18 protein-coding genes, 1 tRNA gene and 1 pseudogene are annotated in these 17943 nt (G+C 44.5%); 12 read left to right on the top strand and 8 right to left on the bottom strand.

Annotated elements, in window-relative coordinates:
* Positions 1–6 precede the first annotated feature (6 nt).
* Positions 7–1350 (bottom strand): GTP-binding protein, encoded by a 1344-nt coding sequence (locus PMG25_RS16490; RefSeq protein ID WP_283767992.1) that lies wholly within the window; start codon positions 1348–1350, stop codon positions 7–9.
* A gap of 293 nt (positions 1351–1643) precedes the next feature.
* Between PMG25_RS16490 and PMG25_RS16495 the strand changes: the two genes are divergently transcribed.
* Positions 1644–4709, top strand: a complete 3066-nt coding sequence (locus tag PMG25_RS16495; protein WP_283767993.1) for a PAS domain-containing hybrid sensor histidine kinase/response regulator — start codon at positions 1644–1646, stop codon at positions 4707–4709.
* Here PMG25_RS16495 and crtR read toward each other — a convergent pair whose 3' ends face one another.
* Entirely contained in the window at positions 4710–5609 is a 900-nt protein-coding gene (gene crtR / locus PMG25_RS16500) for a beta-carotene hydroxylase (protein ID WP_283767994.1), read from the bottom strand.
* Between the two features lie 162 nt (positions 5610–5771).
* Between crtR and PMG25_RS16505 the strand changes: the two genes are divergently transcribed.
* From PMG25_RS16505 to PMG25_RS16530, 6 genes are all read left to right on the top strand, one after another.
* A complete protein-coding gene (locus PMG25_RS16505) occupies positions 5772–6992 on the top strand; it encodes a hypothetical protein (RefSeq protein ID WP_283767995.1) in 1221 nt (406 codons plus the stop codon).
* Between the two features lie 2 nt (positions 6993–6994).
* Complete coding sequence (locus PMG25_RS16510; RefSeq protein ID WP_283767996.1) at positions 6995–7177, top strand: hypothetical protein; 183 nt, start codon at positions 6995–6997, stop codon at positions 7175–7177.
* An 83-nt stretch (positions 7178–7260) separates the two neighbouring features.
* Positions 7261–7458, top strand: a complete 198-nt coding sequence (locus tag PMG25_RS16515) for a hypothetical protein (RefSeq protein ID WP_283767997.1) — start codon at positions 7261–7263, stop codon at positions 7456–7458.
* A gap of 213 nt (positions 7459–7671) precedes the next feature.
* A complete protein-coding gene (locus tag PMG25_RS16520; RefSeq protein ID WP_283767998.1) occupies positions 7672–8838 on the top strand; it encodes an RNA-guided endonuclease InsQ/TnpB family protein in 1167 nt (388 codons plus the stop codon).
* Between the two features lie 110 nt (positions 8839–8948).
* The gene (locus tag PMG25_RS16525; RefSeq protein ID WP_283767999.1) at positions 8949–10103 is read left to right on the top strand and encodes an ABC transporter permease; all 1155 of its coding nucleotides are present in this window, start codon (positions 8949–8951) and stop codon (positions 10101–10103) included.
* Between the two features lie 86 nt (positions 10104–10189).
* Positions 10190–10273, top strand: a tRNA-Leu gene (locus tag PMG25_RS16530).
* A 12-nt stretch (positions 10274–10285) separates the two neighbouring features.
* Here PMG25_RS16530 and PMG25_RS24515 read toward each other — a convergent pair.
* Both PMG25_RS24515 and uvrA read right to left on the bottom strand, forming a co-directional pair.
* Positions 10286–10444: pseudogene (locus PMG25_RS24515) on the bottom strand (transposase); the annotation flags it as partial.
* Between the two features lie 192 nt (positions 10445–10636).
* The gene (gene uvrA, locus PMG25_RS16535; protein WP_283768000.1) at positions 10637–13477 is read right to left on the bottom strand and encodes an excinuclease ABC subunit UvrA; all 2841 of its coding nucleotides are present in this window, start codon (positions 13475–13477) and stop codon (positions 10637–10639) included.
* Between the two features lie 169 nt (positions 13478–13646).
* On the opposite strand from uvrA, the gene PMG25_RS16540 reads away from it, so the two are divergent.
* From PMG25_RS16540 to PMG25_RS16555, 4 genes are read left to right on the top strand one after another with little or no spacing between them, the layout of a single operon-like run.
* Entirely contained in the window at positions 13647–14120 is a 474-nt protein-coding gene (locus PMG25_RS16540; RefSeq protein ID WP_283768001.1) for a type II toxin-antitoxin system VapC family toxin, read from the top strand.
* Positions 14121–14122: 2 nt separating this feature from the next.
* Positions 14123–14317, top strand: coding sequence for a hypothetical protein (locus PMG25_RS16545; protein WP_283768002.1), 195 nt, complete (start codon positions 14123–14125; stop codon positions 14315–14317).
* A 3-nt stretch (positions 14318–14320) separates the two neighbouring features.
* Positions 14321–14563: a hypothetical protein gene (locus PMG25_RS16550; protein ID WP_283768003.1), complete on the top strand. Its 243-nt coding sequence runs from the start codon at positions 14321–14323 to the stop codon at positions 14561–14563.
* On the top strand, positions 14556–14945 hold the full coding sequence (locus PMG25_RS16555) for a type II toxin-antitoxin system VapC family toxin (RefSeq protein ID WP_283768004.1): 390 nt from the start codon (positions 14556–14558) through the stop codon (positions 14943–14945). The genes PMG25_RS16550 and PMG25_RS16555 overlap by 8 nt, the downstream gene beginning before the upstream one ends.
* Positions 14946–14991: 46 nt before the next feature.
* Here the strand turns inward: PMG25_RS16555 and PMG25_RS16560 are convergent, their stop codons facing one another.
* Together PMG25_RS16560 and PMG25_RS16565 are read right to left on the bottom strand one after the other, a co-directional pair.
* Positions 14992–15531 carry a COP23 domain-containing protein gene (locus tag PMG25_RS16560; protein WP_283768005.1) on the bottom strand — a complete coding sequence of 180 codons (540 nt, stop codon included), beginning with the start codon at positions 15529–15531 and terminating at the stop codon, positions 14992–14994.
* Positions 15488–16006, bottom strand: coding sequence for a hypothetical protein (locus PMG25_RS16565; RefSeq protein ID WP_283768006.1), 519 nt, complete (start codon positions 16004–16006; stop codon positions 15488–15490). Before PMG25_RS16565 ends, PMG25_RS16560 begins: the two co-directional genes overlap by 44 nt.
* Positions 16007–16377: 371 nt before the next feature.
* On the opposite strand from PMG25_RS16565, the gene PMG25_RS16570 reads away from it, so the two are divergent.
* Positions 16378–16857: a helix-turn-helix transcriptional regulator gene (locus PMG25_RS16570; protein ID WP_283768007.1), complete on the top strand. Its 480-nt coding sequence runs from the start codon at positions 16378–16380 to the stop codon at positions 16855–16857.
* A 63-nt stretch (positions 16858–16920) separates the two neighbouring features.
* Here the strand turns inward: PMG25_RS16570 and PMG25_RS16575 are convergent, their stop codons facing one another.
* Positions 16921–17601 carry a Uma2 family endonuclease gene (locus tag PMG25_RS16575; RefSeq protein WP_283768008.1) on the bottom strand — a complete coding sequence of 227 codons (681 nt, stop codon included), beginning with the start codon at positions 17599–17601 and terminating at the stop codon, positions 16921–16923.
* 30 nt (positions 17602–17631) lie between these two features.
* The gene (locus tag PMG25_RS16580) at positions 17632–17769 is read right to left on the bottom strand and encodes a hypothetical protein (RefSeq protein WP_283768009.1); all 138 of its coding nucleotides are present in this window, start codon (positions 17767–17769) and stop codon (positions 17632–17634) included.
* Positions 17770–17943: the final 174 nt, after the last annotated feature.

The raw sequence follows: 17943 nt of genomic DNA on the forward strand, positions 1-17943 counted from the left end.
CCATCCCTAATAGAGCGAGGACTCGATTTCCTGGCGTAGTCGATAGAGGATGGCTTGGGAATCGAGTTCTTGGAGAATTTGCTCGATAACGGTACTTGGCCCCAAATTGCCCCAGGTGCAGCCTTGTTGCAGATAGATGCGGGTGATTTGCCCGACTTGATAGGCTCCATAACCGGCGATCGCCCCTTGCACGATTGCTCCTGATATCCAAGCGCCTAACCCGGCGGTTTCTCCGGTTGCTCCGATGACGGTGGCGGCGGTTTTTCCGAGTCCCAGAAGAATAGTCATCAGTTCCCCTAAGATTAAGCCTCCAGAACTCAAGAACAGGGTTGTCCACAGTTTTCGCGCTTCCCGATCGGTGAGGGGTAAGCCGTATAAGCGACTGAGGGCGCGAATCAGGGCTAAATCGGCGATCGCCCCCCCTGGAATGTCTAAGAGAGCGATGGGATTAACGGCAATGGCTAAGGCTTTAGAGCGGGCATACTGCCAAATCAGGGCTTCTGCCTGGTGATGATGAACATCCAAGGTTTTTTGGGCAATTCTGGCTTCGGCGGCTTGGGTTTGCACTAAGGCATTCAGGGCAAGCAGCGATCGCCCTTCCCGGTTCAGCACCTGCAAAATTTTTGCCCGCAATTCCTCAATTTGGGGAGCCGGATATTCCCATTCATAGCGCACCTGGCCATCGGGTAATTCCACCCGCACTTGTCTGGGCATCGGTTCGGCCGCCACTCGCACCATTTCCTTTGTCGTCAGCAGTTGGGTTAACTCTTGCGGTTGCCCCAAGTGTTGCAGATTGCGGCTAATAGCTTCTAAGTCCGGATCGGGATATAAATCAACCTTATTAAAGACCAAAATTAACGGTTTGTGGGTATGGGCTAAAAACAGCAGGGCATCATATTCTGTTTGGGTAATATCTCCGGCTACCACAAACAGAATTAAATCCGCTTCTTGGGCCACTTCTCTGGCCATATCCGCCCGCACTTCGCCGCCAATTTCATCGAGTCCAGGAGTATCGATTAACTCGATTTGCACCTTACTTTGTCCTTGGGGTATCCAACGCACCGATCGCGGCCATTGCGTCACCCCATGAATGGGGCCGGTGGGCAGAATTTTTTGCCCCACTAATCCATTCAAAACCGCCGACTTTCCCCGACTCACCAAGCCAAACGCAGCAATCCGAATCACATTTTGATCCAGTTTTTCCAGGTTAGCATTAAGTATTTTCAGTTCCGGTTGAATCGCCAGAGTACGATCCTGGCGCAGCAAGGGGTTATACTGGGCCAGCGATCGGCGAATACTTGCGCGAGCCAAACTGAGGTGTATTTCTTGACTGTTTGATGGGGTACTCAAGGAATCTACTGTTTTTATTTTCCTGAAAGGAGCTGTTGATTGTATCCTTATTTTACCATAATTATGAGAAAATAGAGTCAAGAACTCGCCGCTAAACGCTTAGGCATTATAGCGGGAGCTTGAAAAACCTCTAACTTGACCAGACTAAGTTATACGAAAACTACTTGGAGATGTGAAACCGAATAAACCCACGAATCTGAAAACCAGAGATATGATGGTATTACACCCCAAATAACTTAGCTCGATTGGGTTTAATTCGTTATCACAAGTCTGTCTAGGGCCGATTATCAGCCATGAAATATATTATCTCTAAACTGCGATCTTTGAAATTTCCTCTACAAGTTGTTTTGATTGTCCCCTTTTTGGTGCAATTAGTCATCATTCTGGGTCTAGTACAATACTTGACTTACAATACCAGTCAAGCATCTGTTAATGATTTTTCCCATCGTTTATTAACCAATACATCCAGCGTAATTAGTCAAGAAATTGAGGATTACAGTCTTATTCCCCCAGAAGTCTCAAAAGGAGATCGAGAGGCTCGAAATCAACCCGTTTTTAAATTCAACAATCTTGAGTCTTTTCAGGAGGGTGTTGCCTCCCCTATAAATGGATCAGAACTGAGCATATTCTTGAGTGAATTAAACTTCTCTCAATGGGGTCAAAGTTCGATTATAAAACGTTCTGGAGACTTGATGGCCACGTCTACCCTAGAACCCCCCTTCATAGAATCTAAAGATCCACACACTCAGGCGATTGTCTTGGCACTGCAAGAGCGTTTTGGCACATTGAAAAATATCAAACAGGCTCAAACCTTCAGTTTTAAGATTAAGGATCGAAAGGAGTTTGTGCAGATTACCCCCTATGCAGATGACTATGGACTCGATTGCTTGATTGTTGTCTCGATTCCAGAATCCGATTTTGCGGCTGAAATTAAAGCCAATCAAAACCGCACCTTAAAATTATCGGCGATCGCCCTCATTATTTTCCTAGGAACGGGAACCTTAACTTCACAGATCATTGCTACCCCCATTCAGCGCCTCAGCGAAGAGAGCATCGCCTTAGCCGAACGACACTGGGAACCCTCCATGGGTAAGCACAGTGCGATCGCCGAAATCTCCTGTTTATCTGACTCATTTGAGCGCACTGCCGAGCAGCTTCAAAACGCTCTACAGGAATCAGAAGAAAAATTTGCTACAATTTTCCGCACTAGCCCCGATCCTATTGCTATTGTTAATCTGTCTGACGGAAAACTGATAGAAGCCAATCAGAGGCAGATTGAGTTCCTAGAACACTCTCGTGACAAAGTGATTGGTTATACTACACTAGACTTGCAACTTTGGGGAAATTTGAGCGATCGAGAACGATTTTTGAATATCCTCAAATCAGAAGGAAGTGTTTCCAATCTAGAACTCCCCATAAAAGTTAAATCAGGTGCAATCAAAACCGTACTGGTTTCGGCTGAATTATGCCAAATCCAAAACGAAACCTATGTACTGGTCGTCACTAAAGATATTACAGAGCGTAAACAACTCGAACTGTCCATCCAAGCCTCAGAGCAAAAACTCAAAAGAATTTTTAATAGCGCCAGTGGTGCGATCACCTACTTACAAGTGTATGCCGATCGCACCTGGAAAATCAATCAAGTCTCTGAAGGTAGTGAGATCATCTCTGGCTATGCCCCGCATGAGTTAATCTCCGATCCTTATTTGTGGGTTTCCCGGATTGATCCCAGGGACTGGGAACTCATTGAAGAACAAGTGTTGACTGATATTTTTGCCGAAAAAAGGGGAGTCTATGAGTATCGAATTTATGATAAGAGCGGCAATACTCGATGGATCTCCCAAACCCATAATTCTACATGGGATGAAGAGCAACAATGCTGGAATGCAACCATGATTGCCTTAGATATTAGCGATCGCAAACAACTAGAGTTAGAATTACAACAAGCCAAAGAAGCCGCCGAATCTGCCAATCAAGCCAAAAGCACCTTTTTGGCCAATATGAGCCACGAACTTCGTACCCCTCTCAATTCTATCCTCGGCTATCCCCAGCTTTTAATCAATAGTCCCACCCTTTCTCAACGCGATCGCGAATTCATAAAAATTATTGAAAATAGTGGCGAATATTTACTCAGCTTAATTAATCAAGTCCTCGATATTTCCAAAATTGAAGCCGGTCATATCGCATTTGAGCCTAAAACGTTCCCCCTCGAAACTCTACTCGAAAATCTTGAAGTGATGTTCGTGCCAAAAGCTGATAAAAAAGAATTAGAGTTGAAGATCAACCGCCAACCCGATGTTCCCGATCTCCTGAATACTGATGAAACGAAACTGCAACAAATTTTAGTTAATTTACTCAATAATGCCATTAAATTTACCGATCGAGGCTCCGTAACTCTAACCATTAAACTCCCAAGTCTAGATAGCAACCATCTACTCTTTGAAGTTAGCGATACAGGGGTAGGCATTGCCTCGGAAGAAATCAACCATCTATTTGAAGCATTTGTACAAACTAAAAGTGGAAAAAATAGTCAAGAAGGAACAGGATTAGGGTTAGCGATCAGTCAAAAATTTGTGCATTTACTTGGAGGCGAATTAACCGTCGAGAGTGAACTAGGAAAAGGTACAACCTTTAAGTTTGATATTCCCATTGCCCAAGAATCAAGCGTTTGTGATTTGCAATTAACCCATAACAATGACCAAGTTAGCCTAGCTCCCGATCAACCTCAGTATCGAATTTTGGTGGTTGATGACAATCAAATGAATCGTCAACTGCTGGTGATTATGTTAAAGAATTGGGGTTTTGAAGTCCTGGAAGCAAGGGATGGTGAAGAAGCAATTGCACAATGTCAAGCTTGGCAACCCGATCTCATTTTTATGGATATGAGAATGCCCAAACTTAATGGCGAACAAGCAACGCAAAAGATCCGTCAACAAATGCCAGATGGCCGAGTGGTAATTATCGCTATAAGTGCTAGTGCATTTGCTGAAAACCAGAGCAAATTTATTAATTTAGGCTGTAATGATTTTATTGGCAAACCCTTTAAACAAGAACAGATTCTTACCATTCTCGAACAGCATCTCAATGCACAATTTATCTCCACATCTAGTTGCCAGAAATCAGCTCCCGTTACTCCCGCATCAACTCTGGAACAACTACAAAACCTGCCCCACGCTTGGAATAAAAACTTTCGCCAAGCTATCCTAGAGGGGGATATAGACTATATGTTGCAGCTCCTTATTGAACTACAAGACTACGATCGAGGTCTAGCTAAATCTTTAGAGGCTTTGACGGATTCTTTCCAGTTTGAAGAATTATATCAACTTCTGGATCGAATGGATGGAGCCGATCAAATCTAGCTAATTTTTAGCCTTGCCATGCCCCCCGAAACGAATGCCGATGAATACATCGTACAGGAAACTCCAGAAACTCTTTTTTTCTAGCAGTCCTAGGGTTTGGGTGCAGCCTTTGCGGTCTAACAGAGGCTTCATGACTCCATAGGTTTTTTGGTAGTAGTACCAGGGAATGGAGGGCCAAAGATGATGAACAAGATGATAGTTTTGCCCAAAGATTAACAGATTGAGGATGGGACTGGGGTAAACTCTGGCGTTTTTCCATCGGGCAGTTTCATGGAAGGGGCGATGGGGAAGATAGTCGAAGAATAAGCCCAGGGCCAAGCCAACGATACCACTGGGAACGAACCAGAAGTTGAGGATATAACTTAAGAACCCCCAATGAGAGGCGGCTGCGACGATCGCCACGACCACTAAACGACTGAGAAACCATTCGAGCAGCTCATTGTTTTTCCACAGTTTGCGCCGGAAAAAGTAGATCTCGTGGTAGAAGAAGCGAGCGTTAATCAGCCAGAGGGGGCCCCCGGTGGAGACAAAATGATCGGGATCGTTTTCCGGGTCGTTGACGTTGAGGTGATGCTCAATATGGACGCGGGTAAACACGGGGAAGGCAAAACCGAGCATGAGGGCGCTACCATGACCGAGAATGGCGTTCAGTAGGCGATCGCGGTGTGCAGCATTATGGGAGGCATCATGAATGATCGTTCCTGCTAAATGCAATGCCAAAATACTCTCAACAAATGAGAGCCAATGGGGTAACCCCCCCCACCAATATCCCCAGACTGACAGTCCAATTAAGATCAGAGCTGCCATAAACATGATCACATTGAGATTCAAAAACGTCTCAGGTGGATGAAGCAACTCTTTGGGAACGGTCAGGGGTCTTTGTGCCTCCGACACCATCATGCGATTTGGTACTCCTTCATGTAACTCGTACAAATAAGCCTTTGGGTAGTATAGAGGATGAGGGTAACATAATAAAGTTTTGTAACATCAACTCATTTAATAAATCTATGCCACTATGCCTCGATCGCCTTTATCTTACGAAAAGAGCATCAAAATGGATCTATGGTGATAAGCTTCTGGTTGTTCCTCTTGCCGAGTGTCCTCCTACCTTGGGAAAGTAGCGATCGCCTCTGGCAAGCCTATGCCCACCAACCCACTCAGGTTTCTACCCTGGAGACTCAAGAATCTGGGGTTTCCGGATGGTTAGCCATGGAGGGAGGATTTCCCCAACCGGGTTTAACCCGCTTTACTCCGGCTAATTTTGGCAGTCAACGACTCAATGAGCATCTGGGTTGGTATTTATATCAAGTGGCCTTATATGGGCCCCCTGATATTCTAATTGTGGGCAGTTCCCGCGCCCTGCAAGGGGTCGATCCTTTAGCCTTAAGAAAAGCCCTAGGGGAGGGATCTTCCGGGCCCTTGAGGATCTACAATTTTGGCATTAATGGGGCCACAGCCCAAGTGGTCGATCTATTAATTCGGGAAATTCTTACCCCCGATCAACTTCCTCGTCTGATTCTCTGGGCTGATGGAGTACGGGCATTTAATAGCGGTCGGCGCGATCGTACCTATGAATCAATTCTTACCTCGGAAGGCTATCAACTCCTCTTGCAGGGAGTGCGCCCTATGGTTCCCCTACTGTTACCAGATGGCGAGCAGTGTTATGACTTCCCTGTACCTTTTGCCAGTTCAGAGCCATCGATATCCTTACTCTCTCATACCTTAAGTTCTCCTTGTCTATTGCCTCCGGTTTCTGAACGCCATCAAGCTTCAATCTGGGAGAAGGCTCTAGCCACTATTCAGGCGAACCGCACGTTGAGCGATTTAACGCCTTTGGGCTTTTTACCGGTTGAGCAAGTCTTTAATCCACAAACTTACTATACTCAGTATCCTCGCATTGCCGGACAGTTTGATGGCGATTATAGTGGATTTTATCTTCAGGGAGAACAGGCGATCGCCCTTTCTCAACTGGTTGCTTATACCCAAAGACGGCAGATCCCCTTAGTATTCGTCAATCTTCCCCTGACGGCCGATTATCTCGATCCAGTCCGTTTGGGCTATGAACAAGAGTTTCATCAGGAACTTAATGGGTGGGTCAATCATCAAGGTTTAAAGGTGGTGAATTTGGTTCACCCTGAGCTAAAAAATTTACAAAATCCTGACTATTTTGCCGATCCCAGCCATATTAATCAATGGGGTGCGATCGCCGTGGCACGTGAATTGGCCAAACGTGCTAATATTCCTTGGCCAAACTCTCAATCTAGGATGAAACAGGCAAGGTAAATATGAATATGAGATCGAGTAGTCCCGTCTACTGGTTATTTGTATTTAGCCTCGCAGGGGCTGCCATCCTCTGGATACTTCGAGGCATTGGTTTGTTGACGTTTATCCCTGGAGGGATCATCATTTTGCTGATATGGACAGCGATCGCCGCCGGTATCCTCCAGTTGAGCGTCACCCGTTTCTAGCATCTCGTTACAAAACTTGATGATTAGAAAAAGTTAGGCTATAATTCTCCCGTGGTGTGAATAAGCATATCCTCCTAAACCAAATGAAAAACTCTTCTGCTGTTGCCTTGGCTACTCAAAACAAATCTGCATCAACCTCCGTTCAAGCTAAAGCATCCTGGAAAAAGATGCAGAATTTGTATCAGGCCGATCAACAAGTGAAATATCTGCACTTAGAAGCTGAAGTTGAATGTCTGTTACAGCAAATTCAACTGATTACTCAAAATAAACCCTCTCTCTAAACCGCCACAGGTTCCCCAATCTCCCAGACGAGGGACTTTAGCGCATCAATAAAAGTTTCTTGAGAATGCCGCCCCCCTAGGGCGGTTAACTCTGTTTTTAAAGTCATGAGAGCCTCCACTGAGCTTGGAAACCCCGTCTCTTTAGAGTGGGGAGGAAAAGCGAGGCAAGCGGCTTTAGCCGCAGTCTCACACAATAAATGATATAATGTGAGCATGACTCAAAAAGCATTTAAGTTTCGTTTTTATCCAACTCCTGAACAGGAAACCCTGTTGAGGAAGACGCTTGGCTGTACTCGCTTGATCTATAACCGTGCATTAGCGGCAAGGACTGAAGCATGGTATGAGCGGCAAGAGCGTATCGGATATAAGGAAACGTCGGCAATGCTAACTGAGTGGAAGAAACTGGATGAATTAGACTTTCTGAATGAAGTTAGTTGTGTCCCATTACAGCAAGGCTTAAGGCATTTGCAGAAGGCATATACAAACTTCTTTGCAGGCCGGGCTAAGTATCCCAATTTCAAGAAAAAGTCGAACGGCGCAAGTGCAGAGTTCACCAAGTCTGCCTTCAAGTATCGTGATGGCAATGTATATTTGGCGAAGTGCGCTGATCCATTACCGATTCGGTGGTCTAGACAACTCCCTAAAGAAGCAGTGCCTAGCACTATCACCGTAAGACTTACACCTTCTGGTTGCTGGTATGTATCCTTGTTGGTTGATATCAGCATTGCGCCATTGCCACCAGCTACCGGCAAGCTAGGGATTGACTTGGGTATTTCCAGTTTGTTGACCCTGAGTGACGGCACTAAGATAACCAACCCTAAAACGTTTCGGGATAAGCGTCGGAAACTTCGCAAAGCTCACAAAGCACTGGCACGGAAACAGAAAGGCTCGAACAACCGATATAAGGCACGGCTTAAGGTTGCTCGTATCCATGCTGAAATTGCCGATGCTAGACAAGACCATCTTCACAAGCTGACGACTCAATTGATTTGTGAAAACCAAATGATCGTTGTAGAGGACTTGGCTGTGAAGAACATGATCAAAAACCACAAGCTTGCCCTTTCTATTAGTGATGCAAGTTGGGGTGAGATAGTTCGACAGTTGGAATACAAAGCGGAATGGTATGGGCGGGAACTGGTCAAGATTGACCGTTGGTTCCCATCATCTAAACGTTGTTCTAACTGTGGGCACATCGTTGACAAAATGCCGCTTAATATTCGTGATTGGGTGTGTCCTGACTGTGGGTGCAACCATGATCGTGATGTTAATGCAGCAAAGAATATTTTGGCCGCTGGGCTGGCGGTTTCAGTCTGTGGAGCGACTGTAAGACCTGAAGAGAGTAAATCTCGGAAGGCTGGTGCGATGAAACAGAAACCCTGATTAGTGATGATTAGGAATCCCCGTGTCTTTAGACCGGGGAGGAGTCAATTGATATACTCTATAGGTACAGCCAAAAGTGCTACATACCCAGCGCAACCGATAGAGAAAAGATGAGTTTATCCTTACCCAATTTAATTCTACTGACGTGGAGTTCCCTTTGGCGTAATCCCTTGCGATCGGGGTTAACCCTGGTTGGAGTGTTTATGGGCGTTTTTGCCGTTGATGCCACCTTGAAAGTGGGTACGATTTCCAGAGCTGTCATGGAGAGAGACTTAGCTGAACGAGAGTCCCCACAGGTAGAAATCTGGAAAGGGCATATGACTCCAGAGGATAAGGAGTTTCTCCATCAACAGTTAACCGGAGTGGAGGCGATCGCCACCAAACAATATATCAGTTGGGGGGGGTCAGTGTTCTTTGAAGACCAGCAAGCTAGTGCTACGACAAGTGCGGTATCTGAAGCCTTGCTTTCCAGTTCGGGCCGGAAAGTGATTAAAGGAAGACCCTTTACGCCTAGAGATTTTACTGAGTTTCGGGCAGTGGCGATCGTCGATCAATATTTGGTCGATCAGCTCTTTGAAGACCGCAATCCCATCAATCAACGTCTATACATTCAGGGCAGACCCTATACTATTATTGGTATTGTTTCTACCCTTCCAGCCGAAGGGGAGCGACAAGGACTGGTCTTCATTCCTGCAACTGTTCATTATGCCCTGACTGGTTCTCGGACGTTTCATAATATGTTAATTCGCCCCCAAAGTCTAGAACAGCTTAACGATCTAGAAAAGCAGGTCGAGGCTTTAATGAAGCAAAGATTTCCGCAACAGGGGTTTTGGGTAGGAACGAATATCGATGAAATCTTAGAACAACAAACGACCCTGAAGTTAGCCTCCCAAGGATTAGCATTGGTGGGATTAATCGCTCTGTTTGTTGGGGGTGTGGGCATTGCCAACATTAGCATTGCTTCGGTGATGGAAAGGACTGCCGAGATTGGATTGCGTTTGGCTATTGGGGCAACGGAGCGCGATATTCTCCATCAATTTATCCTCGAAGCCACCCTACTGAGTTTGGTGGCGGGAATAATGGCGATCGTCACAGTTCACGGTGTAACCCTAATTGTTAGCGATCGCTTTGACTTACCCTATCGCTTCGATCCCCCAGTCGCTGGATTTTCCCTCGGATCGGCCCTTGTTGTGGGCATGGGAGCAGGCTTGTTTCCAGCTTGGCAAGCCAGTCAACTCGATCCGGTCAAAGCTCTACGAGCCTAAATTGATTGTGGACTTGACTTTAAACTAAAAATCGATAATAATAGAAGATCGGAGTGCTTGCTTAAGTTGCTGATAGCCTCCCATGAGCGGAACTGGCGGAATTGGTAGACGCGCTAGATTCAGGTTCTAGTGTCCGCAAGGACTTCGGGGTTCAAGTCCCCGGTTCCGCATCAATGAATGAATCCGGTAGCTTGCCAAAGTTGCTCAGTGAGGGAGCAGGAAATGTAGCACTTATCACCAAATAGCTTACCGGTCAAGTGCTGAACCATTTGGTAAACTGGTTTTCGGTCATCCGTATTGCCGGGTGTCAGGGTAACATTAAGCAATTCTCCGCGATCGTTAAACCTCTTCTGTCACTCTCCGATAAAGAAGATAGAATAAAATATTGATATTGATTTAGCTTCCCAGAAGGTCGATCTCAAGGTCTTAGAAGCTATCAATTTACCAGAAGTGCAAGTAAAATCTAATCAAAAGTTAGTACATTATTAAACGAGGACAACCAACCACAAATAATTTACGGTATGTCATGTTTTTTAATTATCTTCCCTACAATCTAAAGCTTCTTGCAAATAAAACCCAGTATAAGACTGAGAAGTTTGGGCAACTTCCTCTGGGGTTCCAGTAACTACAACCTCACCTCCGTTATAGCCTCCTTCTGGGCCTAAGTCAATAATCCAATCGGAGCAGCGAATTACATCTAAATTATGTTCAATCACAATCATAGAATTGCCCTTATCCACTAAACGCTGTAGAACATTCAGCAGTTGATGGACATCATAAAACGAGAGTCCGGTAGTCGGTTCATCGATTAAATAAAGGGTTTTTCCAGTTGCTCTCCGGGATAATTCTGTCGCTAACTTCACCCGTTGCGCTTCTCCTCCAGAGAGGGTTGGGGCAGGTTGTCCGAGATGAATGTATCCTAAGCCAACATCGACCAAAGTTTGCAAACGGTTAACCGCTTTGGGGATATTTTGAAACACTTCTAAAGCTTCAGAAACTGTCATGTTCAAAACATCGGCAATCGAATATCCTTTATATTTCACTTGCAGGGTTTCCCGGTTATATCTAGCGCCTTTACAGACTTCGCATTGCACATAAACATCGGGTAAAAAATTCATTTCAATCACATTTACCCCTTGTCCTCCGCAAGCTTCACAGCGTCCCCCTTTGACATTAAAAGAAAAGCGACCGGGTTTATATCCTCTGGCTTTGGCTTCGATGGTTTCAGCAAAAATGGCGCGAATGGAATCAAAAACACCGGTATAGGTGGCAGGATTGGATCTTGGTGTTCTGCCAATGGGAGATTGATCGATGACAATCACTTTATCAATGGCATCGAGTCCGGTGATTTTTCCTAATTCTGGGGGAAAGGCAATATTCCGGTTTAAATGATGTTGGAGCGCAGGATAAAGGAGTTCATTAATGAGGGTGGATTTTCCGGAACCGGAAACTCCGGTAATACTGACGAGTTTGCCTAAAGGAATTTCCAGATTGATATGCTTGAGATTGTTTTTGTGGGCATTTTTGAGTTGGAGCGATCGCCCGTTTCCTTCCCGGCGTTTTTTTGGCGTTTCAATGACTTGCTTTCCTGACAGATAAGCACCGGTAACAGATAACTCATTATCCAGTAATTGCTCTAGAGTTCCTTGGGCGACAATTTCCCCACCATGCACCCCTGCACCGGGGCCAATATCCACCAGATGATCGGCATTGCGGATGGTTTCTTCATCATGTTCAACCACAATTAAAGTATTGCCTAAATCGCGCAATTTAGTTAAGGTTTGCAGCAGGCGAGAATTATCCCGTTGATGTAAGCCAATACTCGGTTCATCTAACACATATAAAACTCCCGTTAAACCTGCGCCAATTTGTGTGGCTAACCGGATGCGTTGCGCTTCTCCTCCAGATAAGGTCATTGCCGGACGATCGAGGGTAAGATAGTCTAAGCCTACATCGATTAAAAACTGTAGTCTAGCTTGAATTTCTTTCAGGGCAAGTTCGCCGATTTTCGCTTGGCGCTCGGATAGGTTGATGTCCTTAATTTTCTGCAAACAATCAGTGATGGAAATTTCGGTTAAATCGTGAATGTGATATTGCCCTAAACGGACGGATAGGGCTTCGGGTTTGAGTCGTTTTCCTTGACAAGAATTGCAGGGTTGATCGATGAGATAGGGTTCGAGTTTCTGTTTTTGTAAGTCGGAGCCGGTTTCATGGTAAATGCGCTCTAAAATGGGGATAACTCCCTTAAATTTGGCATGATAACCGGAGACTTGGCGATAGTCGGATTGGGGTTCGAGATAGATTTCTTCGGTTGTGCCGTGAAGGATGATTTCTTGTTGTTCGGGGGTGAGTTTTTTCCAGGGGGTTGTTAATTCAAAATTATAGGCTTCTCCCACACTTTCGAGTAAGGATAAATAGTAGGTGTTTTCTTTTTCTGACCAGGGAGCGATCGCCCGCAACAGGGGAGCGTCTGAGTCAGGAATGAGCAGTGCTGGGGAAAATTGGCGATGACTTCCTAACCCGTGACAGTCGGGACAAGCGCCATAGGGAGAGTTAAAGGAAAATAATCGGGGGGATAATTCTTCCATGACTGCGCCATGTTCGGGACAGGCAAAGTTTTCGGAAAACAGGAGGGTTTCGGGGTCTGTATCGGCAATTATTTCAATCATGGCCATCCCTTCCCCGTGGTGGAGCGCGGTGCTTAAGGAGTCGGTTAAGCGCTCTTCTAATCCGGGTTTGATGATCAGGCGATCGATGACGATTTCGATGTCATGTTTGCGGTTTTTTTCGAGTTCGATAGGGTCGGAAAGTTCCTGAACTTCACCATTAATTCGCACTCGGACAAATCCTTGGGAAGCTAAACTAGAGAGCAGCTTTTTATGGGTTCCTTTTTTGCCTCGGACTACGGGAGCGAGAATTTGGAAGCGGGTACGGTTGGGAAGTTCCAGGATGCGATCGCACATTTGATCGATGGTTTGGGGAGCAATGGAGCGATCGCAAATCGGACAATGGGGTTCTCCCGCACGACCAAACCACAAGCGCAAATAGTCATAAATTTCGGTCACTGTTCCCACCGTCGAGCGGGGGTTATGGGAGGTTGATTTCTGGTCGATAGAAATGGCTGGACTCAACCCCTCGATGCTATCCACATCCGGTTTATCCACCTGACCCAAAAACTGCCGCGCATAGGCACTGAGGGACTCCACATAGCGCCGTTGCCCTTCAGCAAAGATGGTATCAAAGGCAAGGGAGGATTTGCCCGATCCGGACACCCCAGTGAAGACAATCAGGCGATCGCGGGGCAGTTCCAGATCGATATTCTTGAGATTATGCTGTCTCGCTCCTCGGATGCGGATGGTCTTGTCTTCGGTCATGGGCGGCGATCGTCTTTGGGTTAGGGTGAGTTCGATAGACTCAGACTAGCTTTAAGGCATTGAGTATTGTAGCGCCTTTAGACATGGCCGCTAACTTTTGAGCGTACCCCATCCTCTCTTTATCTGAAAATTACGTTAAAATAGCAAAAGACTACTGTCCATTTCCTGAATGAGTGAAACTGTTTACATTGAAACAAGTATTTTGGGCTATCTGACGGCTCGACCGAGCAGAGACCTTATCGTTGCTGCTAATAGTGAGATAACTAGAGAATGGTGGGATACATGCCGCAGTTATTTCCAACTCTACTCCTCACTAGCAGTTGTCAAAGAAGCATCCAAAGGCGATCCTAAAATTGCATCTCAAAGACTGGAATTTATGGGCGACCTTACACTACTTGATTTAAACCAGTTAGTGTTTGATTTAGCCGGTCAATTCTTGGAACACAGCAACCTTCCGACAAAAGCTAATATTGATGCCGTTCATATGGCAGTTGCAACTATTCACGGTATGGATTATCTGCTCACATGGAATTGCAAGCATATTGCTAATGCTCAAATTCAAAGGAAATTGGCAGAAATTAGTCTAGATTTTGGATACAAGCTACCCATTTTTTGTACACCCTATGAATTACTTGGATATTAATTATGTATCAAGATCCAATTGTTGAGGAAATCCACAGAATTCGTCAAGAGTATTCTGCTGTATTCAACCATGACCTAAAAGCTATCTTTGCTGATTTGCAAAAGCACCAAGCAGAAAGTGGTCGAGAAATTGTAGATTTATCAGCCAAAAAGTCTCACAGCAGGTTAGAGTTGGTAAATAAGAGATATCAAGGATAAACAATGCAAAATCAAGAGTTCCTCAGTGAGTTTTTAGCTCTCCCTCCTGAAGCACAAACTCAAGTCATCAGGCTGATAGAGTCTTTGAAAGAGAAGTATAAAGATGCTGAATCTACCTCTTCATCATTGCAAGCCGATCTAATGGATGATGAGTTTATTGGCATGTGGCGCGATCGCGAAGAATTAGGGAGTAGGAGTTGGCTAAGAAATTTGCGAGAGAATGAGTGGTCAAAAGCTCATGAATAGTTCAACGATAATCGATACTGATATCATCATTGACGCTGCTCGCAGTATTCCGGAAGCTGTCAATTGTCTCCAACAGCTACAATCTAGTTCTAGGTTGGCTCTTAGCATCGTTACGAAAATGGAGTTAATCGTTGGCTGTGCGAACAAATTAGAATTGCAGGCTTTAGAAAAATTTCTTCAGCGTTTTGATGCGATCCCGATCAACCAAGCCATTTCAGATCAAGCTGTTCAATTATTACGCTTGTATCGGCTCAGTCACGGTCTATTAATTGCTGATAGTTTGATTGCAGCTACAGCAATAATATGGGATTATCCTTTGATCAGTAAAAACCAGCGCGATTACCGATTCATTCAAAATCTAAATCTATTACCTTACCCATAGCTCAATAATCCGTTACGAATCTCTTATTAAAGAGATTTAATATTAATCAGCTTCTTATTGCTTCAGCACATGCAGGAGCATCTGGTGTCTCTAATTTACAACGTAAGAGATACAGAACCTGATCAGCGTCAACATCAGGTGAAAGAGTCAATATAAGCTGACACTCTTGGGGTGTTTTCTCTGTGTAGGCGCACATAATATTTTCACCATTTAGAGTACCCCAAGCAATCTCAGTCATTTTCTCTTGTCTGTAAGTTTCAAGATTATTAACTATGATTGTAGATCTCTCCTCACTGGAATATATTCCCAGTGGTCTAAGCATGAACCAAACATAAGATTTTCCTGTATTTGAAGTATAGATTACAAATAAGGGTTGAATTTCTCCAAAGGGGCTTTCCATCGTTGAGAATTTTGCCTCTCTCTCAGCAGTTGTGTATCCAGGGACATCCTGTGTTCCATTCGCGCCAAATCTTGCTACATCCTGCTTTAAGCTACACCCACCAACAGAAATGATAGCTATGATGGAGAGAAAATACAGGGAGCTATTTAGAAAAAATTGACCTAATAAAGTCCACGCAACACTCATAACAAACCTTCAGCCATTTGATTGTTTTAATTTTCGGTTGGCTTGATTCCTCAACCCCTTCAGAACAATCTTTCTCACTGTGTTTTTGAGCAAGATAATCCTTAAAACGTTCAGAAGAATCTCCGCTTATACATGGTTTACCACTTTCTTCTTCATATTGCATCTCAATTTCAAGTTGTTCTAAATTATTTAGAACTTCATCCTGTTCAAGAGAATATTGCGTTGCCAGATCGGATATAAACACTAGCTCACTATCTTGATAGTCTCTTGCTTTTTTTAGGACAGAAATAATGCCGAGAACCTTTGGCAGGATGAGAGAAAGAGCAATAATACTGACCATAAGAGTCAAATACATTGGTATCGATGAAGATGGAGTTTCGTTCAGCGAACCTCCATCTTCAGGATCGATAAAAGGCCTGACATCAATTGACCCTTCTTGTTGAAATCCGTCTTGGGAACTACTATTCAATAACATAAACAAAAATAGCCCTTATATATTTTGATTAACTGGTATTCTCTTTTCGATTTTTATCCCTTGAAAATGAGGTGAAATTTCATCTTTGAAGAAGTACCAACAACCGGGGAATCCGGCAATAACTGCAACCAAAAGAGTCAGAATAGCAATGAAGTTCTGATTGTTATTTGACATGATATCAATACTCACTCTGTACTACTGTGAATTTATTTCCGCCCGATCAGGCTATACTCAAGTCACCAAACCAACTAGGGCAGGCAGTGTGAGGCTTTTCTATAAGCGTAAACCAGTTAATCTCAGCCGTGATATAGCGATCGCTGTAAATTGAGCTATAATTTGGCTAGGTAAAATTTTTTTAAATTAGGTGTCATATGCCATCAAGTAACGTGCAGTTTGCTGAAGCTGCCAAGGAATGGGACTTGGAGACGTTGTATACCGACTTGGCATCGGCTAAGGGAAAACGGTTGACTCCGGTGGAAAAGTTACATTTACGGGGTTTGCTGTGTGGCTTGTCCCCCGCAGAAGTGGCACAACAACTGCACAAAAGTGTTAAGGGTGTGGAAAGTGAGGTGTGTAGGACTCTGTATGTTTACGTGAAAAGTCTGGTGAGGAAAAGTAATGCTCAGGTGGAGAATTGGAGAAATATTACAGAATGGTTAGAAGAGTCTGGGTATCAAAACAAGTCAGATAGCTCTGTTTCACCAGATGATCTATTGCCAGATAAAAGTTTTATAGATATAAGAAATATTACTATTGAAAATAAGCAGATCGTTTTTCAGTTTAATTTAACCATTCCCAGAGTTGGGGAAGTAGAAGTGACAAGAGAAAACTGGAATGGGTATGAAGGGTAATTTTAATATGCAATCCGGATAATTCGGTGGAGCGATCGCCCCTTTCAGCAGCGATCTCCTCTCTTACAAGCTACTGGGATCGATTCCCAATTCCCTCAGTTTTTCGGTTAATTGTGCTATCTGTTGCCTTGCAGATAACAATTGCTCCTCTGGAGTTAAATAGCGTTCTCCTTGCTCATTGTACCAATACAACCATTCTCTAGTGATTCCTTGATAGGTTCCTTCCCCTCTACCGAGTCCTAAATTAATTCCCGGTAACCAGAACGGTTCTTCTCCTGAGAGACGTTGATATTCTTCTCCTTGCAATTGATAAACTTCTAGCTTAGGCAGCCTTTTTCGTAAAGGGTTATAAATGGCATAATATAAGACTCCCAGTTCGGCATAGTCGGCTTTCTTTTTGCTATATTCTTTGCGTCCTGTTTGAGACACCACTTCTAACACGAAAGTGGGCACTTTTTCTTCTTCCCAGAGGACATAGGAGGGACGTAAATTGGTGTCAATAATTCGAGGCACTCCCATACTCAGAAAGCCATCGGGGACAATAGCGGGTTTCTTCGGATGGTAATAAATTCCCATATCGACTCCAAAAAACCAATCCATCCGTTCTGGCCAGATCAGCGCGAGAATGGCTTCGAGAAGTCCAGCAATCAGGTGTTGTAGTTGGTTATCCACAGGAGTCTCGTCAGAGTCGGGGAGGTCTTTAGCCGAAGGTAGGTGATCTGTAGGATTATACTGGAGTATCATGGTTTTTCTAAGGATGGGACAGCACTTCGATCATAGCAATAACGATGATTTTCCCAATCCCAAAACTCCGGTAAAGACAATGAGGCGATCGCGGGGCAGTTCCAGATCGATATGCTTGAGATTATGCTGTCTCGCTCCTCGGATGCGGATCGTATTGTCTTCGGTCATGGGCGGCGATCGTCTTTGGGTTAGGATTATATCAATTAACAATTAACAATTTTCATGTCGTGACAACCCTAAAATGGTGGGTTACGGCGGATTGAGAGATTGCTATCACAGTCTAGGTTTTAGCCGCCTAACCCACCCTACGCTAATGCACTATTTTAACTGTGTCACGGCAGT

The organism is Roseofilum capinflatum BLCC-M114, assembly GCF_030068505.1.
Taxonomy (GTDB): Bacteria; Cyanobacteriota; Cyanobacteriia; order Cyanobacteriales; family Desertifilaceae; genus Roseofilum; species Roseofilum capinflatum.

Excerpts from the sequence above, each read along its gene's own strand:
- PMG25_RS16495 (WP_283767993.1), top strand. The coding sequence starts at position 1,644 with ATGAAATATATTATCTCTAAACTGCGATCTTTGAAATTTCCTCTACAA.
- crtR (WP_283767994.1), bottom strand. The coding sequence starts at position 5,609 with ATGATGGTGTCGGAGGCACAAAGACCCCTGACCGTTCCCAAAGAGTTG.
- PMG25_RS16505 (WP_283767995.1), top strand. The coding sequence starts at position 5,772 with ATGGTGATAAGCTTCTGGTTGTTCCTCTTGCCGAGTGTCCTCCTACCT.
- PMG25_RS16510 (WP_283767996.1), top strand. The coding sequence starts at position 6,995 with ATGAATATGAGATCGAGTAGTCCCGTCTACTGGTTATTTGTATTTAGC.
- PMG25_RS16515 (WP_283767997.1), top strand. The coding sequence starts at position 7,261 with ATGAAAAACTCTTCTGCTGTTGCCTTGGCTACTCAAAACAAATCTGCA.
- PMG25_RS16520 (WP_283767998.1), top strand. The coding sequence starts at position 7,672 with ATGACTCAAAAAGCATTTAAGTTTCGTTTTTATCCAACTCCTGAACAG.
- PMG25_RS16525 (WP_283767999.1), top strand. The coding sequence starts at position 8,949 with ATGAGTTTATCCTTACCCAATTTAATTCTACTGACGTGGAGTTCCCTT.
- uvrA (WP_283768000.1), bottom strand. The coding sequence starts at position 13,477 with ATGACCGAAGACAAGACCATCCGCATCCGAGGAGCGAGACAGCATAAT.
- PMG25_RS16540 (WP_283768001.1), top strand. The coding sequence starts at position 13,647 with ATGAGTGAAACTGTTTACATTGAAACAAGTATTTTGGGCTATCTGACG.
- PMG25_RS16545 (WP_283768002.1), top strand. The coding sequence starts at position 14,123 with ATGTATCAAGATCCAATTGTTGAGGAAATCCACAGAATTCGTCAAGAG.
- PMG25_RS16550 (WP_283768003.1), top strand. The coding sequence starts at position 14,321 with ATGCAAAATCAAGAGTTCCTCAGTGAGTTTTTAGCTCTCCCTCCTGAA.
- PMG25_RS16555 (WP_283768004.1), top strand. The coding sequence starts at position 14,556 with ATGAATAGTTCAACGATAATCGATACTGATATCATCATTGACGCTGCT.
- PMG25_RS16560 (WP_283768005.1), bottom strand. The coding sequence starts at position 15,531 with ATGAGTGTTGCGTGGACTTTATTAGGTCAATTTTTTCTAAATAGCTCC.
- PMG25_RS16565 (WP_283768006.1), bottom strand. The coding sequence starts at position 16,006 with ATGTTATTGAATAGTAGTTCCCAAGACGGATTTCAACAAGAAGGGTCA.
- PMG25_RS16570 (WP_283768007.1), top strand. The coding sequence starts at position 16,378 with ATGCCATCAAGTAACGTGCAGTTTGCTGAAGCTGCCAAGGAATGGGAC.
- PMG25_RS16575 (WP_283768008.1), bottom strand. The coding sequence starts at position 17,601 with ATGATACTCCAGTATAATCCTACAGATCACCTACCTTCGGCTAAAGAC.
- PMG25_RS16580 (WP_283768009.1), bottom strand. The coding sequence starts at position 17,769 with ATGACCGAAGACAATACGATCCGCATCCGAGGAGCGAGACAGCATAAT.